This is a genomic window from Mycobacterium kubicae (assembly GCF_015689175.1).
Lineage (GTDB): Bacteria > Actinomycetota > Actinomycetes > Mycobacteriales > Mycobacteriaceae > Mycobacterium > Mycobacterium kubicae.
This window is the reverse complement of sequence record NZ_CP065047.1, coordinates 56,986-81,665: the sequence shown is the minus strand read 5'-3', so window position 1 is coordinate 81,665 and position 24,680 is coordinate 56,986. Positions and strand designations below refer to the sequence as shown.

The window sequence follows — 24,680 nt, the reverse complement described above, 5'->3', positions numbered from 1 at the left end:
AGAACGCCCGATGAGTGAGCAGAACGCGCCCCAGGCGTCGAATGAGATTCGAGTCGCCATTGTCGGCGTCGGCAACTGCGCGTCCTCACTGGTTCAGGGCGTGCAGTACTACCAGGACGCCGACGCGAACAGCACCGTGCCCGGACTGATGCACGTGAAGTTCGGCCAGTACCACGTCCGGGACGTGAAGTTCGTGGCCGCCTTCGACGTCGACGCCAAGAAGGTCGGATTCGACCTTTCCGAAGCGATCTTCGCCTCGGAGAACAACACCATCAAGATCGCCGACGTGCCGCCCACCGATGTGGTGGTGCAGCGCGGCCCCACACTGGACGGCATCGGCAAGTACTACGCCGACACCATCGAGGTGTCCGACGCCGAGCCCGTCGACGTGGTCAAGGCACTCAAGGACGCCAAGGTCGACGTGCTGGTGTCCTACCTGCCGGTGGGCTCGGAAGAGGCCGACAAGTTCTACGCCCAGTGCGCGATCGACGCCGGGGTGGCGTTCGTCAACGCGCTGCCGGTGTTCATCGCCTCCGACCCGGTGTGGGCCAAGAAGTTCGCCGACGCGGGGGTGCCAATCGTCGGCGACGACATCAAGAGCCAGGTCGGCGCGACCATCACCCACCGCGTGATGGCCAAGCTGTTCGAGGACCGCGGCGTGCAACTCGACCGCACCATGCAGCTCAATGTCGGCGGCAACATGGACTTCCTCAACATGCTCGAGCGCGAGCGCCTGGAGTCCAAGAAGATCTCCAAGACCCAGGCCGTCACCAGCAACCTGCAGCGCGAGTTCAAGACCAAGGACGTTCACATCGGCCCGTCCGACCACGTCGGCTGGCTGGATGACCGCAAGTGGGCCTACGTGCGCCTGGAAGGCCGCGCCTTCGGCGACGTACCGCTGAACCTGGAGTACAAGCTCGAGGTGTGGGACTCGCCGAACTCCGCGGGCGTCATCATCGACGCGGTGCGCGCGGCCAAGATCGCCAAGGACCGCGGCATCGGCGGACCGGTCATCCCGGCCTCGGCCTACCTGATGAAGAGCCCGCCCGAGCAGCTGCCCGACGACGTCGCGCGCACGCAGCTCGAAGAGTTCATCATCGAGGGGTAGTCCCCGGCGGTCGGCCGCCGGGCCCGTCTTTCGCCGTCTGGCCGTAGTTCGTAGTGTCAGAGATCGTGACTGAGATCTCCGACGACGAACTGACCGGGCTCCCCGAATTCGCACTGCTGGCCGAGAACGCCGAACAGGCCGGGGTCTCGGGCCCGCTGCCCGCAGTCGAACGAGTGGACGCGGGCAAGATCAGCGCATTGCGCTGGGGCACCTCCGCGCCGCGGATCATCTTTCTGCACGGCGGCGGCCAGAACGCACACACCTGGGACACGGTGATCGTCGGCCTCGGTGAGCCGGCGCTGGCGGTGGATCTTCCCGGGCACGGCCATTCGGACTGGCGAGAGGACGGCGACTATTCACCCCAGCTCAACGCCGACACCTTGGCGCCCGTGCTGCGCGAACTCGCGCCGACGGCCGAGTTTGTCGTCGGCATGTCCCTGGGTGGGCTGACTGCCATCCGGTTGGCCGCGGCCGCACCGGAGTTGGTGCGCGAACTCGTTCTGATCGACGTCACCCCGTCGGCGCTGCAACGGCACTCCGAGATGACCAAGGAACAGCAAGGCACGGTGGCGTTGATGCACGGCGAGCGGGAGTTCCCCAGCTTCCAAGCGATGCTGGACCTGACCATCGCCGCCGCACCCCACCGCGAAGTGAAGGCCTTGCGCCGCGGCGTTTTTCACAACTCCCGCCGTCTGGACAACGGCAACTGGACATGGCGTTACGACGCCATCCGCACCTTCCCCGACTTCGCCGGTCTGTGGGACGACGTCGACGCGGTCTCCGCGCCCATCACCCTGATCCGCGGCGGCACCTCCGGCTTCGTCAGCGACGACGACGTCGCCGAATTGGCAAATCGCGCACCGCAATTTCGGCGCGCCCACGTCGTCGAAAACTCCGGCCACTCGGTGCAAAGCGATCAACCACGCGCCTTGATCGAGCTGCTTCGCGGCATCATCGACGCGCGCTGAAGCGGGGCGGCAAGTCTGCAGATGGCCGAAGACGATCGCCCCGGTAGGTCGGCTGGGCGGCCGCGCGACAGATCCATCGACGAACGCGTCTTGTCGGTCACGCGGGAGTTGTTGATGGAGGTGGGCTGGGACGAACTGAGCGTGCGGTTGGTCGCGGCCCGCGCCGGGGTAGGCCGCTCCAGCTTGAACCGGCGCTGGTCATCGAAGGCGGAGTTGGTGCTGCACGCCATCCTGGGTGAAACCCCTGATCTGTCACCGTTTTCCGGCACTGACCTGACCGGCTGGATCCAGTGGGTGGTGCGTGGCAGTCACGAATTGTTCAGCCGCAGCGACGTACAAGCGGCAGTGCCGGGACTGCTGCTGGCCTTGCGGGAGAACGATGAGTTGCGAAAGGCGTTGTGGGCCAGCTTCAGTGGTCCGGCTGTGCAGCTCTTCGCCGAGCGGGTCAACGCGCGCACGCGGGCTGATCGCGAGCGTGCCGATCTCGAGGCGCGGGCGACCCTGGCCATGGCGGCCGGCGCCGCGTTCTTCCTGACAACGATTGCCCGCGAAGACGACTCCGGGGCGCTGGAGCGCCGCATCGCGCAGCTACTGACGTCCGCCGTCGGGGCGTCGTATCAGCCATGACGTACGCCTGGTAGCGTTACGATGCCATTGGTATCGGAATGGCGGGAAAGGCGAATCCCATGGCGACCTACGCAGTCACTGGATCGGCGTCCGGCATGGGCCGGGCCAGCGCGCAGCGACTGCGCGCCGACGGCCACACGATGATCGGCGTGGACATTCGCGACGCCGATGTCGTCGCAGATTTGTCGACACCGACTGGTCGCGAGCGGGCCGCCGGCGAGGTGCTTGCGGTGACCGGCGGCCGACTCGACGGCGCGGTGTTGGCGGCAGGCTTGGGTCCCAGCCGCGGCGCTGGAAATTTGCGCCGCATCGCCGAGGTCAACTATTTCGGTGTGGTCGAACTCCTGACGCGGTGGCGCCCGGCGCTTGCGGCGACGGACAGCGCCAAAGTCGTTGTCCTGTCCAGCAATTCCACGACGACCATTCCTGTGGTCCCGAAGCGCACTGTGCGGGCGTTGCTGTCCGGCGATGTGGACAAGGCGCTGCGCAGCGTGCGCCCAATGGGGCCGGCCCGGCCGATCATGATGTATGCCGCATCCAAGATCGCGGTGACCCGATGGGTCCGCCGCGAGGCGATTGCACCCGAGTGGGCTGGTGCCGGCATTCGACTGAACGCCTTGGCGCCCGGTGCGGTGCTGACGCCGCTGCTGCAGGAGCAGTTGGACAGTGCAGCCCAGGGTAAAGCGGTGCGGCGCTTTCCCGTGCCGGTCGGCGGCTTCGGTGACGCCGATCAGCTTGGGCAATGGGTGTGCTTCATGTTGTCGGAAGCGGCCGACTTTCTCTGTGGCAGCGTGATTTTCGTCGATGGCGGTACAGACGCCCACTTCCGCGCCGACGACTGGCCCCGTTCGGTTCCGGCTCGCCGGCTCGTCGGCTACCTTCGATCATTCCTGCACTGAGGCGATGATCGCGGCCGCGGGATCGCGCCATGTCATGTTCAGGTCTCGCAGCGTTTTGCTGTCATCAGTCGGGGTTGCGGCGGTGAGCAACATCGCCGCTTCATAACTCAACCCGTCGGCAAGCCGGACGAACCGGCCCGCGACATCGGCAAGGCGCCCGGCCGCCAGCAATAGACCCGGAGACATCGGAATGCGACGCACCCGCTTGCCCAATCCCGCTTCTAGCGCGTCGACCATGTCGTCGAAGGAAAGCAGCCTTCCCCCGCACACGTAGCGGCGTGGGCCGCGACCAGCTTCCATCAGCCGCAGATGAACCTCGGCGACGTCTCGCACGTCGATCATTTGCATGCCGGCGCGGACCCTGGGGGCCACCCCCCACCGCACGATGGGCGCCCAACCACGCTCGGTGACACCGGGCGCCGTGCCGAACGCGGGCCCCACGACACTCGAGGGATAGGTCACCACGACCGGCGCGCCGGCGTTTTGCAGTCGTCGCGCGACGCGGTCCGCGTAGGCCTTGGTCTTGGCGTATGCGCTGCGCCCAGCGACGGTCGGCGAGTCCGGGGAGATGATGCCGTCCGGTGGCGGAAACAGCGCACTGTAGCTGCTCACCGACACCACCGGATCGAGTCCGAGTTCGATCGCTTGAGTCAACACCATCTCCGTCGCATGCGCGTTGATGTCCCACATGGCCTGGGCACGCCGCTCATCGGTACCGACGATTCCGGCCGCGTGCAAAACGGCATCCGCACCGCTCAGGAGCTGATGAATCGTCTCGCTGACCCGAACGTCACCGACGACCACGGTGACCGGACCGAGCGCGCGGAACCGATCGACGAGGGCGTCGCAATGGTCTTCGGGCGCCACCAATAGCCGCACCTGATGACCGGCATGCAGCAATGCCCGCACCGTGTGCGCGCCGAGGTACCCGGTGCCGCCCGTGACCGCGATCCGCATTGTTTCCTCCTGATCAGCACGGCGTGGTGGTATATTTCGGTGCCAATGGTATCGAAACTAGCGTTCACGTCAGCCACCCTTGGCCCGCTGACGCTGAAGAACCGCTTCGTCAAAGCGGCGACGTTCGAGGGCGTGATGCCGCGCGGTCAGGTGACCAACGCGCTCATCGACTTTCACACCGAGGTCGCCCGCGGCGGAGCGGCCATGAGCACGGTCGCCTATTGCGCCATCGCACCGGGCGGTCGAGTGCACCGCGACACCGTCGTGCTCGACCGGCAACCGATACCGCAGTTACGGCGGTTGACCGACGCGGTGCACGCCGCGGGGGCGTTGGTGTGCGCGCAACTCGGGCACGCGGGTTTGGTGGCCAACACGCTGTCCAACCGGACACCGACTCTGGCACCCTCGACCCGGTTGAGCGCACCGGCGATGGGACTGGTCCGCGGGGCCACTGCCGAGCAACTCGACCAGGTGGTCGAGGACTTCGGCGCGGCGGCGGCCAACGCGGTGCAAGCCGGCTTCGACGCGGTCGAAATCCACATGGGCCACGGCTATCTGCTCAGCTCGTTCTTCAGCCCGAACCTGAACAGACGCAACGACCGCTACGGCGGCGACACGGTGCGCCGCGCCGAACTGGCGCGCCGGGTCGCCGAACGCGTCCGCCTTGCCGTCGGCGGATCGGTCGCCGTGACCGCGAAATTCAATATGGACGACGGCGTCCGGGGCGGATTCTGGCTGACCGACAGCCTGCCCACCGCGCGATTGCTGGAGAGCGACGGCCACCTCGACGCACTGCAGTTGACCGGTGGCAGCTCGCTGCTCAATCCGATGTACTACTTCCGCGGCGAAGTACCGCTTGCGGAGTTCATCGCCTCCCAACCCCGGCCGGTCGGCGTGGGCCTGCGCGTCATCGGCCGGCGCATGTTTCGCAGCTACCCGTTCGAGGAGGCCTTCTTTCTGCCGTTGGCCCGTCAGTTCCGGGCGGCGCTGACCATGCCGCTGATGCTGCTGGGTGGGATCAACCGGCTGGACACGGTCGAAGAAGCGCTCGGCGCCGGCTTCGAGTTCGTGGCGATGGCTCGTGCGCTGCTCCGAGACCCCAACCTGGTCAACAACTTTCGAGACAACACCACCTCGGAGGGATTGTGCATCCACTGCATGAAGTGCATGCCGACCGTCTATAGCGGAACGCATTGCGTGGTCCGCGAGAAGGTGAGCGCAGCGCCGCTGGGCTGATCTGCCTACGGTGGTCGTATGACTTCCGACTTTGCCGTTCGCATCGGTGTTCAACTTCAGCCTCAGCACGCGCCCAACTACGTCAATATCCGCGACGCGGTACGCCGTTGCGAGGACATCGGCGTCGACGTCGCTTTCAACTGGGATCACTTCTTTCCGCTCTACGGTGATCCCGATGGCGCCCACTTCGAGTGCTGGACGCTGCTCGCGGCCTGGGCAGAGCAGACCGAGCGCATCGAGATCGGCGCCCTGGTGACTTGCAACTCCTACCGCAACCCCGAACTGCTGGCCGACATGGCCCGCACCGTCGACCACATCTCGGACGGTCGGCTGGTCCTAGGCATCGGCTCGGGCTGGAAGCAACGCGACTACGACGAGTACGGCTACGAGTTCGGCACCGCCGGCAGCCGCCTGGACGATTTGGCCGGCGCACTCCCCCGCATCGAGTCGCGGCTGGCCAAGCTGAACCCGGCGCCCACCCGCGACATCCCGGTGCTGATCGGCGGTGGTGGCGAACGCAAGACCTTGCGCCTGGTCGCCGAGCATGCCGACATCTGGCACAGCTTCGCCAGCGCCGACGAGTACCCGGCCAAAGCCGAGGTGCTCGCCCGCCACTGCGCCGATGTCGGCCGTGACCCGGCCAGCATCGAACGGTCGGCCGCGGTGAACGGGCAGGGCGGTTTGACGGCCAACGCCGAAGCTCTGGTCAACCTGGGCGTCACCTTGTTGACCGTCGCCTGCGACGGCCCGGACTACGACTTGAGTGCGGCGCAAGAGCTGTGCAAATGGCGCGACAGCCGTTGACACCTTCGGGTCAGCCCCCGCTTCATGCGCCAAACACCTGATCGCGACGGGCCGGACGTGAGAAACTTGCCGCGCTGATGGCCGGCTGAGAGAGATCCAGAGAAAACTGATGCCTAAGAAGTATGGGATCAAAGAAAAAGACCAGGTGGTGTCGCACATTCTGCACCTGGTGCTGACCGGAAAATTGCGCAGCGGCGATCGCGTCGACCGCAACGAGATCGCGCAGGGGCTGGGGGTGAGCCGAGTCCCCATCCAAGAGGCTCTGGTCCAGCTCGAACACGACGGCGTCGTCTCCACGCGCTATCACCGCGGGGCGTTCGTCGAACGCTTCGACGAGAGCACCGTCTTGGAGCATTACGAACTCGACGGCATGCTCAACGGCATCGCTGCCGCACGCGCCGCGGCCAACCCCACGCCGCGGATCGTGGGCGAACTCGGTGCGCTCATGCGGTCGCTACGCGCGGCCAAGGATTCGCGGAGCTTTGCCGAAATCGCCTGGGAATACCGCCGGGTGATCAACGACGAGTACGCGGGCCCCCGACTGCACGCCACTATCCGCGCCTCACAGAACCTCATCCCCCGCATGTTCTGGACGACCTACCAGAACAATCGCGAAGACATCCTGCCGTTCTACGAGGACGAGACCGCCGCAATACACCGGCGGGACCCCGAAGCCGCGCGCGCCGCCTGTGTCGGCCGCTCTTATTTGATGGCGCAGACGATGCTTGCCGAACTGTGCCGCCGTCGGGTGTTCACCGCACCCGACATCGTCGGCCCGGGCGTCCCTCCATCCGTCGCAGCCAGGTTGTCCCAAGAACGGGCTTCGATCCTGCTCTAGCCGGGCTGCCGCCGCGGAAAAGATACGGTGGCGGGTAATGATTTACAGCTCGGCGTCGCTCGCCAAAGGTGGCGCGAAACTTTTCGGCATAGTCGCGGTAATCCTGATCGTGGTAGGCCTGTCCTGCGCGGTTTGGGTGCCGGCGCCGGCTTCGGCAGACCGCAATCAATGCGCGCCACCTGGTCTGGAAAGCGCGACCGTGCTGCCCAAGGACCTCAGCGAGGGACAGGCATCCGCTCAAGACGAGGACACCCAGACGACACCCACCGTCGTGCCGTTGAGTTCGGTGAACGTCGGTGCGTTGGGCCTCGATACGCCCGGTGTGCTGTTGGTGGGCACGCTGTCGGACGCACCGCCCAACACCTGCATCAACGCCACCGGTCGCTTCACCGGTTTCGACAACGAACTGCTGCGCGCCATCGCCGACAAGCTGGGCTTGCATGTGCGCTTCGTCGGTACCGACTTCTCCGGACTGCTCGCCCAGGTCTCGTCGGGACGCTTCGATGTGGGGTCGGCATCGGTCAAGTCCACCGATGCGCGGCGTCACACCGTCGCCTTCACCAACGGCTACGACTTCGGCTACTACTCGCTGGTGGTGCCGCCCGGCTCACCGGTCAAGCAGTTCACCGATCTCGGGCCGGGGCAACGCATCGGCGTGGTGCAGGGCACCGTCGAAGACGCCTACGTCGTGGAGACCCTGCACCTGCAGCCGGTCAAGTACCCCGACTTCGCCACCGTGTACGCCAGCCTGAAGACCCACCAGATCGACGCCTGGGTGGCACCGGCCAATCAGGCGTCGGCCGCGATCCGGTCGGGTGATCCGGCGGTGATCGTCGCGAACACCTTCAGCATCGACGACTTCGTCGCCTATGCGGTCGCCAAAGACAACCAGCCGTTGGTCGATGCTCTCAACGCCGGCCTGGACGCCGTCATCGCGGACGGAACCTGGGCGCAGCTGTACAGCAAGTGGGTGCCGCGCACCCTGCCGCCGGGCTGGAAGCCGGGCTCCAAGGCGGTGGCCTATCCGAAGCTTCCGGACTTCGCCAGCATCGCCGCGCAGCATCACCGCAAGCCCGTGACGCCGGCCGCGCCCAAGTCGACACTCGAGCAGTTGCGTGACTCCTTTCTGGACTGGGACATGTACCGGCAAGCGATCCCCGCGCTGCTGACCACGGGACTGCCCAACACGTTGATCCTGACCAGCAGTGCCAGCGTCATCGGCTTGGGGCTGGGCATGGTGTTGGCGATCGCCGGAATCTCGCACCAGCGGGTGCTGCGCTGGCCGGCCCGGGTGTACACCGACATCTTCCGCGGGCTGCCTGAGGTGGTGATCATTCTGCTCATCGGTCTGGGTGTCGGGCCGTTGGTGAGTGGACTGACCAACAACAATCCCTATCCCCTGGGTATCGCCGCGCTGGGGTTGATGGCCGCTGCGTATGTCGGCGAGATCCTGCGCTCGGGAATTCAAAGCGTCGACCCGGGTCAGCTGGAAGCCTCCCGCGCGCTGGGCTTCAGTTATGCGGCGGCAATGAGATTGGTAGTGATTCCACAAGGAATCCGGCGTGTGCTGCCCGCACTGGTCAACCAGTTCATCGCGCTGTTGAAGGCTTCCGCGCTGGTGTACTTCCTGGGTCTGATTGCCAAGCAGCGGGAGCTGTTTCAGGTCGGCCGCGACCTCAACGCACAGACCGGCAACTTGTCGCCGCTGATGGCCGCCGGCCTGTGTTATCTCATATTGACAGTACCGTTAACGCATTTCGTGAACTACATCGACGCTCGGCTACGTCGCGGCCGCGCCAAGGTGGCGCCGGAGGACTCCGCCGAAATGGTCTCCTCCAGCATCGGCCAGGAGATGACGTGACCGCCGCGGTCCAGCAACGTGAGCCAGTGTCGTTGGCCGCCAGAGGAATTCATCAAATACTCGACGGCACACTGGTACTGCGCGGCGTCGACATCGATGTGCCGGCCGGCAGCACCGCAGCGATCATCGGCCCGTCCGGTTCGGGCAAGTCGACGTTGCTACGCACTCTGAATCGCTTGCACGAACCCAACAGCGGCGACATCCTCCTCGATGGCAGATCGGTGTTGCGCGACAACCCCAACGAGCTGCGCCAGCGTATCGGCATGGTGTTCCAGCACTTCAACCTCTTCCCGCATCGCAGTGTGCTGGATAACGTCACGCTGGCGCCGCGCAAACTGCGGCGGCTATCGGCCGACGCGGCGCGCGAATTGGCGTTGCATCAGCTGGATCGGGTTGGCCTGAAACACAAAGCCGGCGCCCGCCCGGCCACTCTGTCGGGCGGCCAACAGCAACGTGTCGCGATCGCGCGTGCGTTGGCCATGGCGCCGCAGGTGATGTTCTTCGACGAGGCGACGTCGGCGTTGGATCCCGAGATGGTCAAAGGCATTCTGGCGTTGATCGCCGATCTCGGTGCGGACGGCATGACAATGGTGGTAGTCACTCACGAAATGGGCTTCGCCAGATCGGCATCGGACAAAGTCGTGTTCATGGATCACGGCAAGGTCGTCGAATCCGGGCCGCCACAGCAGATATTCGAGGCGGCGGAGACCGAGCGGCTGCAGCGATTCCTGTCCCAAGTTCTTTGATGGCCAGTAACTGGCGCGAGGCGTACTCTCCCACCGCCGCTTTGTCGCGTTAGACTGCCGACTTATGGCGGACAGCGAACCTACTGCGGCCGAGGTGACGGAGCTGGCCGAGGGTTTGCATCGCGCCTTGTCCAAACTGTTCTCGATCTTGCGCCGCGGCGATCCCAATGGTGCGGTCGCCGGAGAATTGACGCTGGCGCAACTTTCGATTCTGGTCACCCTGCTCGACCGGGGCCCCATCCGGATGACGGACCTGGCCGCCCACGAACGGGTGCGCACTCCGACCACCACCGTGGCCATCCGCCGGTTGGAGAAGATCGGTCTGGTCAAGCGCTCACGTGACCCGTCGGATCTGCGTGCGGTGCTGGTGGACATCACCGCTCGGGGTCGGGCGGTGCACGCCGAATCGTTGGCCAACCGGCATGCGGCGCTGGCGGCGATGCTCAGCCAGCTTCCCGAATCCGATTTGGAGACACTGGCCAAGGCGTTGGCGCCGCTGGACCGGTTGGCTGCCGGTGAGCCGGCTGCTCACTCCCCGGGTGAATCTCCGGCACCACAGCAGGTCTGAATCCGTTTGACTGTCAACCGGATTGGTAACTGACTAGGTTATGCCTACCGCACTCATCACCGGCGCCAGCGGCGGTATCGGCTCGGCGATCGCCACGGCGCTGGCGCCGACGCACAGCCTGTTGCTGGCCGGCCGCCCGTCGGCCCGTCTTGACGCCGTTGCCGAACGCCTGGACGCCACAACGTTCCCGATGGATCTGGCCGACGCCGACAGCATCGAGTCCAGCTGCGAAGTCATCGACCAATTGGACGTATTGGTGCACAATGCCGGGTTGTCCGTTCCCGGCCGTGTCGCCGAGTCACACGTCGATGAATGGCGAGCGACGTTTGCGGTCAACGTGTTTGGTGCTGTCGCCTTGACTTTGGCGCTGTTGCCGGCGCTGCGGCAGGCCAATGGCTTGGTGGTGTTCATCAATTCCGGTTCCGGCCGCAATGTTTCGCCCGGCATGGCGTCGTACTCGGCCAGCAAGTTCGCCCTGCGGGCCTTCGCCGATTCGCTGCGCCAAGACGAACCGGCGCTGCGTGTCACCTCCATCCATCCGGGTCGTGTCGATACCGAGATGCAGCGCGATCTGGTGGCCTACGAGGGCGGCGACTACGACCCCGGGAAGTTCTTACGACCCGAGACCGTCGCCCAAGCCGTTGCCCAGGTGGTCGCCACTCCCCCGGATGGTCACGTCCACGAGGTGGTCATCCGGCACCGTTGAGGCGTCGCGTCACACAACCAGGTTGATCAACCGCCCGGGGACGACGATCACCTTGCGCGGAGTCGCACCTGCCAAGAACCCCTGGACCTTCTCGTCCGCCAGGGCGGCGGCTTTCACCGACTCGTCGTCGGCGTCCGCGGCCACCACCACCCGACTCCGTACCTTGCCGTTCACTTGCACCGGGTACTCGACCGTGTCGTCCACCAGGTATGCGGGATCGGCCTGCGGGAACGGCCCGTGCACCAGCGAGGTCGGGTGGCCCAGGCGCAGCCACAACTCCTCCGCCAGGTGCGGCGCCAGTGGCGCCAGCATCAGGACCAGCGGCTCCACCGCGGCCCTGGGGACCGCATCGCGATGCTGCTTGGTCAGGTGGTTGGTGTACTCGATGAGCTTGGCGGTCGCGGTGTTGTTGCGCAGTGCGGCATAGTCTTCGGCGACGCCAGCGATGGCGCGATGCAGCGCCCGCAGGGTGCCGGTGTCCAACTCCTGCCCGTCGACCGCGCGTGTGGCGCCGGTGTTTTCGTCGACCACCAACCGCCATACCCGCTGTAAAAAGCGGTGCGCGCCCACCACATCCTTGGTAGCCCAGGGGCGGGATGCCTCCAGCGGTCCCATCGACATCTCGTAGACACGCAGCGTGTCCGCCCCGTATTCATCACAGATCTCGTCGGGCGAGATCGAATTCTTCAGACTCTTACCGATCTTCCCGAACTCCTGGAAGACCTCGATTTCGCCGTCGGGCCCGGGGTATACGAACTTTCCGTCGCGCTCGATGACCTGCTCGGCGGGCACATAAGATCCGCGTGCGTCGGTGTAGGCGAACGCCTGAATGTAGCCCTGGTTGACCAGTCGACGATAGGGCTCTCGGGAACTGACGTACCCCAGGTCGTACAGGACCTTGTGCCAGAACCTGCAATACAGCAAGTGCAGCACCGCGTGCTCGGCGCCGCCGACGTAAAGGTCGACACCACCCGGGTCGTCCGGACCGTGCTCGGCCGGCCGGGGCCCCATCCAGTACGCTTCATTCTCCTTGCCGCAGAACCGTTCTGAATTGTGCGGGTCGGTGTAGCGCAGCTCATACCAGGAACTGCCGGCCCATTGCGGCATGACGTTGGTGTCGCGGGTGTAGGGCTTGAGCCCATCGCCGAGGTCCAACTCGACGTGCACCCAATCGGTCGCCTTGGCCAACGGCGGCGACGGCTCACTGTCGGCGTCGTCGGGATCGAACAACACGGGGGAATAGTCGGGAACATCGGGCAGCTCGACGGGCAGGGCGGCTTCGGCGAGCGCATGCGGTCGGCCATCGCTGTCGTAGACGATGGGAAACGGCTCACCCCAGTACCGTTGCCGCGCGAAAAGCCAGTCGCGCAGCCGGAACTCGATGCGGGCCCGGCCTTTGCCGTCGGCCTCTAGCCGGGCCGTGATGGCCTCCTTGGCCGCCGCGACGGTCATGCCGTTCAGGTAATCGGAGTTGACCAGCACTCCGTCGCCGGTGTAAGCCGACTCTGAAATGTCGCCGCCGGCAATCACTTCCACGACCGGTAGGCCGAACTTGCGGGCGAATTCCCAGTCCCGCTGGTCGTGACCCGGTACGGCCATAATGGCCCCCGTGCCGTAGCCGGCCAGCACATAGTCGGCGATGAAGATGGGCACCGGGTTCCCGTTGGCCGGGTTGGTGGCATAGCTGCCCAGGAAGACACCGGTCTTCTCGCGGCTCTCCTGGCGCTCCAGGTCGGATTTGGCCGAGATCGCCTTGCGGTAGGCCGCGACGGCGTCAGCGGGCGAGGCGCTGTCGTAGGTCCACGCCCGGTTGACGTCGTCCGGCCAGTCGGTGGCAACCAGCGCGTCGACCAGCTCGTGCTCGGGAGCCAACACCAAATACGTGGCGCCGAACAGGGTGTCGGGCCGTGTCGTGAACACCTCGATGTCGCGCGTGGTGTCGGCGCTGTCCGTCGCCGAGAACACCGCGCTTGCGCCCGTCGAGCGCCCGATCCAATTGCGCTGCATGGTCTTGACCTTTTCCGGCCAGTCCAGCACGTCCAGGTCGTCGAGCAGCCGGTCGGAATACGCGGTGATCCGCATCATCCACTGTCGCAGCCGCTTTCGGAACACGGGGAAATTTCCCCGGTCGCTGCGGCCGTCGGCGGTCACCTCTTCATTGGCCAGCACGGTGCCCAGTCCGGGGCACCAGTTGACCATCGAGTCCGCGCGGTAGACAAGCCGGTAGCCGTCGATGACGTCGGCCCGCTCCCCCGCCGACAGCTCGGACCAGTCCCGGCCGTCCTCCAAAGACCTTGCGCCCGAATCGAACTCGTCGATCAAGTCCGCTATCGGGCGGGCCTTGTTGGCGGCGGTGTCGAACCACGCGTTGTAGATCTGCAGAAAAATCCACTGCGTCCACTTGTAGAACTCGACATCGGTGGTGGAGAAGCTGCGCCGACTGTCGTGACCCAGGCCCAGCCGACTCAGCTGGCGCCGGAAGTTGACGATGTTGGCTTCGGTCCTGATGCGCGGATGAGTACCGGTCTGGACGGCGTACTGCTCGGCCGGAAGTCCGAATGCGTCGAAGCCCAAAGCGTGCAAGACGTTGCGCCCGATCATCCGGTGGTAGCGCGCATAGACGTCTGTGGCGATGTAGCCCAAGGGGTGCCCGACGTGCAGCCCCTCCCCGGACGGGTAGGGAAACATGTCTTGCACGAACAACTTGTCGGTAGGCACGGCCGTGCCGTCCGCCGGCGCCAGCGAGCCGACCGGGTTGGGCACGTTGAACGTTCCCAGCCGGGCCCAGTTGTCCTGCCAAGTTCGTTCCAGCCTGGCCGCCAGCTCGGCGGTGTAGCGGTGCCGCGGCGCGTCGGTGTCCGCGTCGGTGACACCAGGCGTGCTGCCCGGCGGAGCGGTCGGCGATTCGGTCACGCTCAACAGGGTATAAGGGCGGCCCGCGAGGCCCGGTGGCCGAGCCGCCGGCCACGGGATGGTCTCGGTTGCGTTGCACGCCGATCAGAGGTTCGTCCCAGGTTCATTTCAAGCCTGGTCCCGCCCTTAGGAACTTATTAGATTCGGCGTTCATGACGGGCGCTGGCGCCCGACGTTATTCGGAGGGATCGACGCACATGATTCAGATCGCCCGCAACTGGCGGGTTTTCGCGGGAGGCGTGGCCGCCGGCTTCGTCGGCGTCGTGCTGATCACCAGCGGTACGGCGTCTGCCGATCCGCTGTATCCACCCCCCGCCATCCCCGCGCCAGGCCCGTCTCAAGCCGCCGTGCCGCCGGCGCAGAACCTCACGGTTTATCCCGGTGGCGTCACCAACAGGTTCGCTCCGGCACCGGCGCAAGCTGTGCCTCCGGTACAGCTGCCGGCTCCGATTGCTTCCCCGGTTCCCGCCGCGGTTCCGGCCGCCGGTGCCGGGGCCGTCGCAGCGCCCACGCCGCCGGCCGCGACGCCCGCGGTCAGCGGCACCCTGCGGGACTACCTGCGCGCCAAAGGCGTCAAGCTCGAAGCGCAGCGCGCGCAGGGGTTCAAGGCGCTCGACATCACCTTGCCGGTGCCGCCGCGCTGGACGCAGGTGCCCGACCCCAACGTCCCGGATGCATTCGTGGTGATCGCTGACCGGGTCGGCGGCAACAGCATCTACACCTCGAACGCCCAGATCGTGGTGTACAAGCTGGTCGGCGACTTCGATCCCGCCGAAGCCATCAGCCACGGCTACGTCGACAGCCAGCAACTGCTCGGGTGGCAGACCACGAATGCCTCGATGGCGAATCTCGGCAACTTCCCGTCGTCGGTCATCGAAGGCACGTACCGCGAGAACGACATGACGCTCAACACGTCGCGGCGCCACGTCATCGCCACCGCCGGAAACGAGAAGTACCTGGTGTCGTTGTCGGTGACCACCGCCGCTTCGCAGGCGGTCTCCGATGCCCCTGCCACCGACGCCATCGTCAACGGCTTCCGGGTGACGGCGCCGGGGACCGCTCCGGCCGCTCCGGCCGCTCCGGCTCCGGCGGCACCGGCTCCCGCTCCTGCGGTTCCCGCGGCACCGGCGCCCGCGGCTGTTCCGGCACCGGCTGCCCCGCCCGCACAGACCGCCCGGTCGGGCGCGGTCGGGCTGCCCGCGCAGCCAGCCGTGCCCAGCCCGGCGACCGCGCAGCCGCCGCTGGTCACGCTGACACCCGGGCAGGGCCCGCTGATCACGATGACCCCTCAGCGCTAAGCCGATCCGGAACCAGGCCGGTGGGGAGCCCGGCGAGCGGAACCCCAAGCTGACTCGTATTGTGAGCGCATGCTTATCGCCGGCGTGCTGTGCATGTGTGCGGCAGTTGCTTCCGCCGCATTCGGGGTCTGGTCGCTAACGCAGACTCAGCCGGCCGACTCGACGTTGTTGGCGCGACGTGCCATGGCGCCGACTCAGTTGGCAGCCGCGGTGATGCTCACCGCCGGGGGAGTGGTGGCATTGGCGGCCTCGCCGCAGACCGCCCTGGTGGTGGTCATCGTCTGCATCGCCGGTGCCGTCGGAACGCTGGCCACCGGGTCCTGGCAGAGCGCGCGGTATGCGCTGCGCACCCAGGCCGCGGATGCCGCCGGATGCGGCGGCAATTGCGCGGGCTGCACACTGTCGTGCGACTGAACCGCGTCGTGCGACTGAACCGCCTAGTTGCGGCTGACGTCGATCGGGTGAGTCGCCAGTAGCGACAGCGGCAACGGTTGTCGGCGCAGTACCTGTCCCCACAGGTCGGTCCGCGGGCCGACCAGGACGTCGGAGGGCAAGCCAGACAGGACGATCCAGTCGTCGCGCTCGATTTCGCCTTCGAGTTGACCGATGGTCCAGCCGGAGTAGCCGGCGAAGATGCGCACGCCTTCGACGACCGGTGCGATCGCCTCGGGCTCGGCGTCCAGATCCACCATCACAATGCGACCGGCCACGTGCCGTAGACCGGGCACGCCGTCGGGTTCGGCCCCGACCCGCAAGGCCGCCAGACACAAGGCGGCGTCCCGTTTCACCGGGCCGCCGATGTACATCGTCTTGGGCTTGGCGGAGAGTTTGGCCCACTGCGGTAAGACGTTGTAGACCGCGGTTTCGCTGGGCCGGTTGAGCACCACTCCCAGCGTTCCCCCGTCGTTGTGCTCGACGATGTAGATGACGCTGCGGCGGAAAGTCGGTTCGAGCAGGTCGGTGTTGGCCAGCAGCAACGTACCCGCGCGAACCCGTTGCGCGGCGGGTGCGACATAGTCTTCGGGATCTTCGTGCGGCGCCACCCCAACATCATCGCACCCCCGAAGCTGAGCCCGGCATAAACAAGCGTCGTCGGTGAAGATTTGTAATGTTGTTGGGGCGGCACAGCGCGACAAGAGCCTTGCCTGCGCCCGATCGTGGAAGTGGGTTCTGTTGAATCGCAGCCGCACGCAGGCACGCGCACCCGTCGAGTTGTGGCGGTCGATACGCGAGATGCCGGACTTCTGGCGACTGATGCAGGTGCGCATGGCAAGCCAGTTCGGTGACGGCCTTTTTCAGGCGGGGTTGGCCGGCGCGCTGCTGTTCAATCCGGACCGGGCCGCTGACCCGATGGCGATCGCGCGGGCGTTCGCCGTGCTGTTCCTGCCGTATTCGCTGCTGGGTCCGTTCGCTGGGGCGCTGATGGACCGCTGGGATCGGCGTCTGGTGCTGGTGGGCGCGAACATCAGCCGCTTGGCGTTCATCGCCGTGATCGGCACGATCTTGGCCGTCGGAGCAGGTGACGTGCTGTTGTTGTGCGCGGCGCTGCTGGCCAACGGTTTGGCCCGGTTCGTCGCGTCGGGATTGTCGGCGGCGTTGCCGCACGTGGTGCCCCGCGAAAAGGTGGTCACGATGAACTCGGTGGCGACCGCCTCGGGTGCGGTCGCGGCTTTCGTCGGCGCCAATTTCATGTTGGTGCCGCGCTATTTCGGCGGCGGTGGCGACCGGGGTGCGGCGCTCGTCATCTTCGTCGCCGCGATACCGGTGTCGATCGCGCTGTTGCTGTCGTTGCGGTTCGCCCCGCGGGTGCTCGGTCCGGACGACACCAAACGCGCGATCCATGGCTCGGCCCTCTACGCGGTGCTCACCGGGTGGGTGCACGGGTTGCGCACGGTGGTTCAACGCCCAACGGTTGCGGCGGCATTGTCCGGGCTGGCCGCCCACCGCATGGTCGTCGGCATCAACTCACTGCTGATCCTGTTGTTGGTGCACCACATGCCCGATGCCGACGTGGCCGGGTTGGGCACCGCGCTGGTGTTCTTCGGGGCTACCGGCCTCGGCGCGTTCCTGGCCAACGTGTTGACCCCCGTCATCATTCGCCGCTGGGGGCGGTACGCGACGGCCAACGGCGCTCTGGTGGCCGCGGCGATCATCCAGCTCGCCGGTGCCAGCTTGCTGTTGCCGGTCATGGTGGCCTGCGGTTTCTCCCTGGGCGTGGCCGGGCAGGTGGTCAAGTTGTGCGCCGACTCGGCGATGCAGATCGACGTTGACGACGCGCTGCGCGGACACGTTTTCGCCGTGCAGGACGCCCTGTTCTGGGTTTCGTTTATCGTCGCGGTGACCGTTGGTGCGGCGCTGGTCCCCGACGACGGGCGGGCGCCGGTGTTCGTCTTGTTCGGCTCGGTCATCTATCTGATGGGGCTGTTGGTGCACAGCGTCGTCGGCCGGCGCGGCCTACCGGCCAAGTCAGGGAGGAAGTGATGGCAGGTCCCGGGGCGATAGTCGCTGACTTGCGCGCGGAGAGCGACGACCTCGACGCGCTGGTGACGCCGCTGTCCCCGGACGAATGGGCCATGCCGACACCCGCGCCCGGCTGGACCATTGCGCACCAGATCGCGCACTTGTTGTGGACCGACCGCGTCGCGCTCACCGCGGTCACCGACGAGGAGGCGTTCGGGGTGGTGCTGACCGCCGCGGCCGCCGATCCCGGCGGGTTCGTCGACGCCGGTGCCGAGGATCTGGCCGCCATGCCGCCCGGTGATCTGTTGAACGACTGGCGGATCACTCGCGAGAAGCTGCACCAGGCGCTGGTGACCGTCCCCGACGGCCGCAAGTTGCCTTGGTTCGGGCCGCCGATGAGTGCGGCATCGATGGCGACGGCGCGACTGATGGAGACCTGGGCGCACGGGTTGGATGTCGCCGATGCGCTCGGCGTCAGTCGCCCGGCCACCGAACGGCTGCGCTCGATCGCGCACCTGGGTGTGCGCACCCGTGACTACGCCTTCGCCGTCAACAATCTGACGCCACCGAACGAGCCGTTTCGCGTCGAACTGCGCGGACCCGGCGGTGATGTCTGGACGTGGGGACCAGATGATGCGTCGCAGCGGGTCACCGGCTCGGCTCTGGACTTCTGTTTCCTGGTGACGCAACGACGGGCGTTGAGCAGTCTGGATGTAACCGCCGACGGTGCGGACGCGCGGCGGTGGTTGTCTCTGGCGCAGGCATTCGCGGGGCCTCCCGGCCGCGGGCGATGAGCGGGCGCAGCCCGCGAAGAGAGCCGGGGCCCATCATCCTCAGCCCCGGCCGCGGGCGATGAACTGTCACATCAGCCACACTGGCCCCTCCTCCCAGCAGTAGCCGTGGTGCCCACCTCCGAGCGACAAATGGCGCTGTCGCTATGAGTCGGGCAAAAAGTGCATCGGTCTGGACAGAGGCTGGTGTGACAACTGTGACCAAAGCGCGGAGCGGACGGCTAGCGCGGGTCGGTGGGTTCCCCTTGGACCACAACGCGAGCCCGCGCCACCGCCGCATCCTTCTCGGATTCGGATCCGGCGCCCCGAGCGAGCATGCCGGCCGGTGACATCGGCATCGGCGCGCCGCCCATCGCGTTAGAGGCGACCGGTCCGCGCACCTCGGCGGCGTTCAGGACCCCCGCGCGCACACTGGTCGGCCGTCCGCCCGCCTCTGACTCGAAGCTGCTGGTGGGACGGGTGTAACTGGTCAATCCCGCGCCGGGGAAGCTCCCGACACTGCCCGCACCCCCACCCGAGGCCGCGCCTCCGGCAACGCTGCCCGCGGCCACGACCGGCTCGGCAGCCGCAGTCACCGTCGCCGCATTCGAGGCTCCGGCAGACCCGAACATGCCACCCATCGCCTGCATCATGCTTTGCGGCAGGCTGGTGAAGCCCTGCATCGCCTGCATCGGCGCCTGCGCCATCTCTTTCAGCGGTTCGGTCACACCTGACACCATCTGCATCGGCTGCTGCATCAGCGAACTGAGCTGGCCCGTCGCTTCCGAAGGCGCGGATGTGGTCTGCGCGGCCTGAGTCGATGCCTGCATCGCGCCGTTCATGCCCGACTGTCCCGCCGCCTGGGCGACGGCTTGCGCCGCCGCTGCGGGGGCGGCCGGCGACGCACCCATGGGCGCGACCGGCGGGGGAACGGCCAACGCCGCGACGAGCGCGCTCAGCGCACCGGAGTACGTCCAGCCGACGCTGGAGTTGTGCGGCCAGTGCTCGCCGAAATACTCACAGTCCCGCTCGACGATCGCTGGGGTGTTGATGCCCAGGAAGTTGGTGGCGTTGAGGACCGCCCACTCGTCGCGGTTGGTCTGCGAGACGAGGGAGGGAATGACCGCCGACCGAGCGACGGCAAAGGCTTCGACGGCGGCTTGAGTGACGCTGATCTTCTCGGCCGTCCAGCCCACCAACGTCTGGAGTCCGGCGTTGAGTCCCGTGGCGGTCACCATCGACGCGAGCGCGCTCACGCCTTGCCACTGCGTGGCGGTGGCCAACGTATTGACCGCCGAGAGGCCAGCCGACAGTTCCTTGTTGGCGGTTTCGGTGACCCAGACGGTGTTGTTGGCGATGACCGATGCAGGTGATCCGGCCTCGAAGATCGCGGCGACGACTTCGGGCGGACCGGTCCACCTGGGGTCGGGCATGCCGTCTCCTAGCCGCCGAGGGCGGTCGCCGCGGCGTTCAGGCCGTCGGTCGCAACTGTGGTCGCAGATGCCAGGCCTTGGGCCCCGGAAAAGCCGGCGCGTTGACCGACGTGCTCGGCGGCCGTGGCCAGGTAGGCCGCCCCGGCGGCGTTGAGTGCGGCCGCGAATTCGATCGAGTCGGTGTCGGCCGCCATGGGCAGGACGCCGGTGAGCGCCGCGGCGCCGGCCGCCGTCGTCGCCGCCATTTCCTCGCTGATGCCGGCCTCCGCAGCCGCCGACATGTCGACGGCGCCGGGCACCATCTCAAAGAAACCAGTCATATGTGCCTCCCACTTGCCTGCTCAGCTTGACATGCAAACGAGCGGTCTGAGTCTAAAATCGGCCACGCTAGCTGTCGACTCACCTTTCCTGAGCCGGGTCTCCCACCAGCACTCCTTCCATGACGCCATCGGTGGTGACCAACAGGCCCCGCCCCGGCGGCAATTGCTGGGCGCTGGTCCGGCCGAACACTTTGACGGCGGCCGGATCGTTGTCCATGAACAGGGTGGGAGCGCGCGAACCCGTCATCTTCTGCAGGAACGGATTAGTTACCGACACTCCCGCCCAGTTGCCCGGCAGGCGGGAGGCGATGACATGCAGACCGATCTCGCGGCTCCGTTCGATCAGGCTCCACAGCGGCGCCGTCGCCGCGCCCTTGCCGATTACCCCATGGGGTCGCAACTCCTGCTCATCGTCGATCAAGATGAAGTGGTGCGGGCCTTCCCATGTGCCCCGGCTCAACAGCTCTTCTTGGCTCAGCCCTGACGGCGGCAGCCGGTCGCGCAGCAGCTGCGCCAACTCACCGAGCACCGCGTCGATGTCATCGGCGGTGTAGGCGTAGGCCCGTACGTGCTCGCCCCGGATTTTGCCGATGAGTGAGGTCTTGGGATCGATGATGGTGATCTGCGCCTGCTCGGGCGTCAAGCGCTCGACAATCGTCTGGCCGATCGCGGCCAAAGTGGTTGTCTTGCCACACGATTGCCGTCCGACGATCAGCATGTTGGGCGCCACGCGGGTCGGCAGCACCGCTGGCTGCAGCGCCGTCTCACCGATCCCAAACGGAATGTTCAACGGGTCCGCGGCGTCGGCGCTGCGGGCGAAGGCAGCCATCACGTCCTGTAGTGCCACCCGTGCGGGCAATCGTGCCAACGTTTCGACGCGACCTGCGCCGGTCAGGTCTGCGATCAGCCGGCCGATCTCGCGCGTCGACACTCGGTCACCGGCCGGGCCGATCACCTCCGGGGCGCCGACTAGCAACTCATGGCCGTCCCTGGTCACCCCGAACCCGGGCCGGTCCAGGGTGTTGCGGGCGGCCTTCTTGCGCTCGAATCCCTCGCCCATCTGCGTTTCGTCGGGGTTGCTCAGTCGCAGTTGAATGCGGGCGTTGGATACGTTGACCAGTTGCTGCTTCTGACCGACGAGCCAGGCGGTGGCACTGGTCATGATGTGTACGCCGTAGGACAAACCCTGACGCGCGATGGCGATGGCCCGCTCGCCGATGGCGGCGTCCTTGTCGTACAGATCGCTGAAGTTGTCGATCACCAGGAAGACGTCACCGAACTTGTCGTCGGGGTCCGTGGGGCCCACGGCATCCGCGGTGAATCGTCGCTCTCGGAATTCGGAGATGTCGATCTGGTACTTCTTGAACGAAGCTTCCCGGGCGAGCATCAATCCTTCGATGGAGGCGATGGTTCGGGACACGCCCTCGGTGTCGGTGGGACTCACCACCGATGCCACATGCGGCAAGTCCTCGATCGGATACAGCGAGGCGCCTACGCAGAAGAAAGTGACGCGCTCGGGACGGTACATCAACGCCGCTGAGGACATCAGCGTCATCAACGTGGTCGACTTTCCCCGCTGCGCGGTGGCGACCACCATGATGTTGTCCATCTCGGCGTCGATGACGTGTACGCGCTGGGTGTGCTCTTCGGGGATGTCTACGATCCCGACCGGGAACACCAACCCGGGATTGCGCCCGTAGTCGACGTGCCACGGCCGGCCGCGCCAGCGCGCGACCAGCATGTCGATCGGTTCGCTCACTTCCAGAGGCGGCAGCCAGATTTGGTGTGGTGGCCGCGCGGTGTGTGAGACCAGCGAATCGCGGACCACGTCGACGAGTTTCTTCTTCCGGAAACCGTCGGAGTGAAACAGGAACTCATCGGGTTCCTGCGGCGCGTCCGCCACGGCCAGCGCCGCGCTGTCAGCGTCAGTCAGCGGCTGGTATTCCCAAGTGTAGGAACGCGGTTGGGAGAAACTCATGGCCACGGTCGTGTCCACGTTGACGGCACGTTTGGGCACGACGAAGGGCGCTGAGACGTAGAAGCAGCGGAATTGCTCCAGGTCGCGTGGCCCCACTTTCAGTAGGGCATAACCGTTTTCCTTCGACGGCAGATGCAGCGCCGCGTCGCTGCCGATGACATCGCGGGAGTCCTCCGCGGTCTCGGCGCGCAGCGCCACGCGGAAGGCGATGTTGCTCTTGACCTTGCTCAGCGACGACAGGTCCAGGCGCTGGCCGCCGAGGGTGAAGAAGACGTTGCAGCCGCGGCCCTCCTGCCCGATGTGGATGACCAGATCGATCCACTCGGGATGATGGATGAACAATTCGAGATACTCGTCGATGATGACCAGCAGGATCGGCACGGGCTCCAGATCCCTTCCAGCGAGCCGCATTTCCTCGTACTCGTTGGCGTCCCGCGCCCCGGCATCTTTGAAAAGCCGATAGCGACGGGCGATTTCACCGTTGATTGCCTTCCGCATACGCTCGGCCAAGTGCCGATCGTCCTTGCCGAGATTGGATAGCGAACCGGCGACATGGGGGAAGCCCTGCAGGTCCTGGGCCGCGGATTCGAATTTCATGTCGACGAAGATGACGATGAACGTCTCCGGCGAATGGGTGAGCGCGATCCCGCTACACAACGACAGGAAGTACTCGGATTTCCCTGATCCCGACGTGCCGATCACCACCGAATGGAAACCATATCCGCCAAAGTCCTTGGCCCGCAGGATCACATACTGCAGCTCGCCGCCTTGCTTGACGCCGACCGGCACCATCGCCCATTTCGGGTCGCCGCGGCCGCGGCTCTCCGCCCACAGCCGTTCGACGTCGAGTTCACGCGGGTCGCTGATGCCCAAGGCACGCAACAGCTCTCCGCCTTGACTGTCGGTTTCGGACAGTTCACCAGCGGCCATCGGAGACCAGCGCGCCAGCGCCCGGGCGTATCTGTTGGCGGTGCTGTCGGCAAGCACATCGGCCAGCGCGTAAAAGGTGTCGCGGTGCGTCAACCTGCCCTCGCGCAGCGTGAAACGCTGGCTCTCATCGGAGAATCCGACGCCGACACCGACGCGGGTCGCCAGCCGCAGCACCGTGATGCCGGCCATGCCTTTCTGGCCGGTCACGCCCTCCCACTGCTCGGGTGTGCCGACGTTGTCGTCGACAATCACCCAATGCGGACCGAGCGAGACTCCACTCGGTGACTCTATCGCCGACGGCATCGAGGTCGGGCTGGCTGCGACCGGCGGTGTCCACGGTCCACGACCTTTGCGGTGCAGCTCGGCATCGAGCGCGTCTTCCAACTCGGTGGGCGAGGTGAACACCAGTCGCCGCAGCCCGCACGCATCGAACATCTCATCGTGTTGGTTGTGCGGCAGCCACACCAACCAGGACCACGCCTCGGGGTGGCGGGTGACCACCATCAGCTTGACGTCGTTGGGGCTGTGGTAGACCGCCAGCGAGCACATGATTGCCCTTGCCAGGGCGTGCAATTCACTTGGGTCGTCGGCGATGAAACTGAATCCCGGCTTCGACCGCAGGCTCACCACCTTGCCGATGCCGCGAATCTTGCTCTGCTCGAGGATGAAGTCGCGTAACGCACCGCCGGTCACCGGTTCGAGTTCTTCCCCGACCGGAACGTCGGGCCACTGCAATGTGACCGCCGATTCGCTGGCTTGCTGGACGCCGATGCCCAGCCGGACGTCGAGGAAATCGGGGTCGGTCGGGCGCCGCTCCCACATCCGTGGTCCGCCGATCACGGTGTCCAGCTGCTGCGGATCGGCATGGACGAACAGCTGACTGCGGCGTTGCTCCTGGGCGGCGCGCTGCACCTCCTCGCGATCCTCGTCGAGTTGACGCAGGTAGCTGCGGCGCTGCTTTTCCTGCTCGCCCCAGCTGATTCGGCGGCCGCGGCCGAATCGCCCACCGAACATCAGCGCACCGAAACCGACCAGTCCGATCATCGGGAAGAAGCCTGACTGCAGGGTCCGAATACCCGATGCATACATCACCACCAGCGTGCCGATGATCCCGATCAGCAGCGCCGGCAGTGCAATCATCAACAGGATGTTGCGCGGCTCACGCTCTGGCAGTGCCAGCGGTGCGGCGACCGCCACACGCACCGGTGGGACGGTAGGCGGTGGAGTGCGTTTGCCCCGAACGAAGCCCCGTTTGGACAT

The 24,680-nt window shown here is 66.3% G+C and carries 20 protein-coding genes and 1 pseudogene; 15 read left to right on the top strand and 6 right to left on the bottom strand.

The annotated features are described in order from the left end of the window. Nucleotides 1–10: 10 nt before the first annotated feature. From I2456_RS00400 to I2456_RS00385, 4 genes are all read left to right on the top strand, one after another. Entirely contained in the window at nucleotides 11–1,108 is a 1,098-nt protein-coding gene (locus I2456_RS00400) for an inositol-3-phosphate synthase (RefSeq protein ID WP_068158291.1), read from the top strand. A 65-nt stretch (nucleotides 1,109–1,173) separates the two neighbouring features. Next, nucleotides 1,174–2,076 carry an alpha/beta fold hydrolase gene (locus tag I2456_RS00395; protein WP_085074438.1) on the top strand — a complete coding sequence of 301 codons (903 nt, stop codon included), beginning with the start codon at nucleotides 1,174–1,176 and terminating at the stop codon, nucleotides 2,074–2,076. 21 nt (nucleotides 2,077–2,097) lie between these two features. Then, the gene (locus tag I2456_RS00390) at nucleotides 2,098–2,703 is read left to right on the top strand and encodes a TetR/AcrR family transcriptional regulator (RefSeq protein ID WP_085074403.1); all 606 of its coding nucleotides are present in this window, start codon (nucleotides 2,098–2,100) and stop codon (nucleotides 2,701–2,703) included. A 59-nt stretch (nucleotides 2,704–2,762) separates the two neighbouring features. Then, the gene (locus tag I2456_RS00385) at nucleotides 2,763–3,602 is read left to right on the top strand and encodes an SDR family oxidoreductase (protein WP_085074404.1); all 840 of its coding nucleotides are present in this window, start codon (nucleotides 2,763–2,765) and stop codon (nucleotides 3,600–3,602) included. Here I2456_RS00385 and I2456_RS00380 read toward each other — a convergent pair. Then, a complete protein-coding gene (locus I2456_RS00380) occupies nucleotides 3,588–4,559 on the bottom strand; it encodes an NAD-dependent epimerase/dehydratase family protein (protein ID WP_085074405.1) in 972 nt (323 codons plus the stop codon). The two genes, I2456_RS00385 and I2456_RS00380, sit on opposite strands and share 15 nt — an antisense overlap. Nucleotides 4,560–4,604: 45 nt before the next feature. On the opposite strand from I2456_RS00380, the gene I2456_RS00375 reads away from it, so the two are divergent. The 7 genes from I2456_RS00375 to I2456_RS00345 all read left to right on the top strand — a co-directional run bounded on the left by I2456_RS00375 (nucleotide 4,605) and on the right by I2456_RS00345 (nucleotide 11,318). Next, entirely contained in the window at nucleotides 4,605–5,795 is a 1,191-nt protein-coding gene (locus I2456_RS00375) for an NADH:flavin oxidoreductase (protein WP_085074439.1), read from the top strand. Between the two features lie 18 nt (nucleotides 5,796–5,813). Next, the gene (locus I2456_RS00370; protein WP_085074406.1) at nucleotides 5,814–6,599 is read left to right on the top strand and encodes an LLM class F420-dependent oxidoreductase; all 786 of its coding nucleotides are present in this window, start codon (nucleotides 5,814–5,816) and stop codon (nucleotides 6,597–6,599) included. A 109-nt stretch (nucleotides 6,600–6,708) separates the two neighbouring features. Next, nucleotides 6,709–7,437, top strand: a complete 729-nt coding sequence (locus tag I2456_RS00365; RefSeq protein ID WP_085074407.1) for a GntR family transcriptional regulator — start codon at nucleotides 6,709–6,711, stop codon at nucleotides 7,435–7,437. Between the two features lie 37 nt (nucleotides 7,438–7,474). Beyond that, entirely contained in the window at nucleotides 7,475–9,298 is a 1,824-nt protein-coding gene (locus I2456_RS00360; protein ID WP_085074408.1) for an ABC transporter substrate-binding protein/permease, read from the top strand. Further along, a complete protein-coding gene (locus I2456_RS00355) occupies nucleotides 9,295–10,044 on the top strand; it encodes an amino acid ABC transporter ATP-binding protein (RefSeq protein WP_085074409.1) in 750 nt (249 codons plus the stop codon). The genes I2456_RS00360 and I2456_RS00355 overlap by 4 nt, the downstream gene beginning before the upstream one ends. 64 nt (nucleotides 10,045–10,108) lie before the next feature. Then, entirely contained in the window at nucleotides 10,109–10,612 is a 504-nt protein-coding gene (locus I2456_RS00350; RefSeq protein WP_068024124.1) for a MarR family winged helix-turn-helix transcriptional regulator, read from the top strand. A gap of 40 nt (nucleotides 10,613–10,652) precedes the next feature. Beyond that, a complete protein-coding gene (locus tag I2456_RS00345; RefSeq protein WP_068024121.1) occupies nucleotides 10,653–11,318 on the top strand; it encodes an SDR family oxidoreductase in 666 nt (221 codons plus the stop codon). A gap of 9 nt (nucleotides 11,319–11,327) precedes the next feature. Here the strand turns inward: I2456_RS00345 and leuS are convergent, their stop codons facing one another. Then, complete coding sequence (gene leuS, locus I2456_RS00340) at nucleotides 11,328–14,231, bottom strand: leucine--tRNA ligase (RefSeq protein ID WP_085074410.1); 2,904 nt, start codon at nucleotides 14,229–14,231, stop codon at nucleotides 11,328–11,330. Nucleotides 14,232–14,428: 197 nt separating this feature from the next. Here leuS and I2456_RS00335 point away from each other — a divergent pair, with 197 nt between their 5' ends. Then, a complete protein-coding gene (locus I2456_RS00335; protein WP_085074411.1) occupies nucleotides 14,429–15,529 on the top strand; it encodes an LpqN/LpqT family lipoprotein in 1,101 nt (366 codons plus the stop codon). A gap of 69 nt (nucleotides 15,530–15,598) precedes the next feature. Further along, on the top strand, nucleotides 15,599–15,943 hold the full coding sequence (locus I2456_RS00330) for a hypothetical protein (protein ID WP_085074412.1): 345 nt from the start codon (nucleotides 15,599–15,601) through the stop codon (nucleotides 15,941–15,943). 23 nt (nucleotides 15,944–15,966) lie between these two features. Here the strand turns inward: I2456_RS00330 and I2456_RS00325 are convergent, their stop codons facing one another. Continuing rightward, nucleotides 15,967–16,572 carry a YqgE/AlgH family protein gene (locus I2456_RS00325; protein WP_068024109.1) on the bottom strand — a complete coding sequence of 202 codons (606 nt, stop codon included), beginning with the start codon at nucleotides 16,570–16,572 and terminating at the stop codon, nucleotides 15,967–15,969. A gap of 102 nt (nucleotides 16,573–16,674) precedes the next feature. Between I2456_RS00325 and I2456_RS00320 the strand changes: the two are divergent. Together I2456_RS00320 and I2456_RS00315 are read left to right on the top strand one after the other, a co-directional pair. Next, a pseudogene (locus tag I2456_RS00320) lies at nucleotides 16,675–18,010 on the top strand (MFS transporter). Further along, nucleotides 18,010–18,783 carry a TIGR03084 family metal-binding protein gene (locus tag I2456_RS00315; protein WP_085074440.1) on the top strand — a complete coding sequence of 258 codons (774 nt, stop codon included), beginning with the start codon at nucleotides 18,010–18,012 and terminating at the stop codon, nucleotides 18,781–18,783. The pseudogene I2456_RS00320 and the gene I2456_RS00315 overlap by 1 nt, the downstream one beginning before the upstream one ends. Before the next feature lie 218 nt (nucleotides 18,784–19,001). Here I2456_RS00315 and I2456_RS00310 read toward each other — a convergent pair whose 3' ends face one another. The 3 genes from I2456_RS00310 to eccCa form a co-directional block, all read right to left on the bottom strand. Beyond that, nucleotides 19,002–20,192 carry a PPE domain-containing protein gene (locus I2456_RS00310; protein WP_085074414.1) on the bottom strand — a complete coding sequence of 397 codons (1,191 nt, stop codon included), beginning with the start codon at nucleotides 20,190–20,192 and terminating at the stop codon, nucleotides 19,002–19,004. A gap of 8 nt (nucleotides 20,193–20,200) precedes the next feature. Next, a complete protein-coding gene (locus tag I2456_RS00305) occupies nucleotides 20,201–20,512 on the bottom strand; it encodes a PE domain-containing protein (RefSeq protein ID WP_241007822.1) in 312 nt (103 codons plus the stop codon). Between the two features lie 79 nt (nucleotides 20,513–20,591). Next, entirely contained in the window at nucleotides 20,592–24,680 is a 4,089-nt protein-coding gene (eccCa, locus tag I2456_RS00300; RefSeq protein WP_085074415.1) for a type VII secretion protein EccCa, read from the bottom strand.

What these genes read in the sequence shown, in the direction of transcription:
- I2456_RS00335 (WP_085074411.1), top strand. Translation starts at nt 14,429, where the DNA reads ATGATTCAGATCGCCCGCAACTGGCGGGTTTTCGCGGGAGGCGTGGCC.
- I2456_RS00385 (WP_085074404.1), top strand. Translation starts at nt 2,763, where the DNA reads ATGGCGACCTACGCAGTCACTGGATCGGCGTCCGGCATGGGCCGGGCC.
- I2456_RS00305 (WP_241007822.1), bottom strand. Translation starts at nt 20,512, where the DNA reads ATGACTGGTTTCTTTGAGATGGTGCCCGGCGCCGTCGACATGTCGGCG.
- I2456_RS00375 (WP_085074439.1), top strand. Translation starts at nt 4,605, where the DNA reads ATGGTATCGAAACTAGCGTTCACGTCAGCCACCCTTGGCCCGCTGACG.
- I2456_RS00345 (WP_068024121.1), top strand. Translation starts at nt 10,653, where the DNA reads ATGCCTACCGCACTCATCACCGGCGCCAGCGGCGGTATCGGCTCGGCG.
- I2456_RS00390 (WP_085074403.1), top strand. Translation starts at nt 2,098, where the DNA reads ATGGCCGAAGACGATCGCCCCGGTAGGTCGGCTGGGCGGCCGCGCGAC.
- I2456_RS00330 (WP_085074412.1), top strand. Translation starts at nt 15,599, where the DNA reads ATGCTTATCGCCGGCGTGCTGTGCATGTGTGCGGCAGTTGCTTCCGCC.
- I2456_RS00310 (WP_085074414.1), bottom strand. Translation starts at nt 20,192, where the DNA reads ATGCCCGACCCCAGGTGGACCGGTCCGCCCGAAGTCGTCGCCGCGATC.
- I2456_RS00365 (WP_085074407.1), top strand. Translation starts at nt 6,709, where the DNA reads ATGCCTAAGAAGTATGGGATCAAAGAAAAAGACCAGGTGGTGTCGCAC.
- I2456_RS00400 (WP_068158291.1), top strand. Translation starts at nt 11, where the DNA reads ATGAGTGAGCAGAACGCGCCCCAGGCGTCGAATGAGATTCGAGTCGCC.
- I2456_RS00360 (WP_085074408.1), top strand. Translation starts at nt 7,475, where the DNA reads ATGATTTACAGCTCGGCGTCGCTCGCCAAAGGTGGCGCGAAACTTTTC.
- I2456_RS00370 (WP_085074406.1), top strand. Translation starts at nt 5,814, where the DNA reads ATGACTTCCGACTTTGCCGTTCGCATCGGTGTTCAACTTCAGCCTCAG.
- I2456_RS00315 (WP_085074440.1), top strand. Translation starts at nt 18,010, where the DNA reads ATGGCAGGTCCCGGGGCGATAGTCGCTGACTTGCGCGCGGAGAGCGAC.
- I2456_RS00380 (WP_085074405.1), bottom strand. Translation starts at nt 4,559, where the DNA reads ATGCGGATCGCGGTCACGGGCGGCACCGGGTACCTCGGCGCGCACACG.
- eccCa (WP_085074415.1), bottom strand. Translation starts at nt 24,680, where the DNA reads ATGTCCAAACGGGGCTTCGTTCGGGGCAAACGCACTCCACCGCCTACC.
- I2456_RS00350 (WP_068024124.1), top strand. Translation starts at nt 10,109, where the DNA reads ATGGCGGACAGCGAACCTACTGCGGCCGAGGTGACGGAGCTGGCCGAG.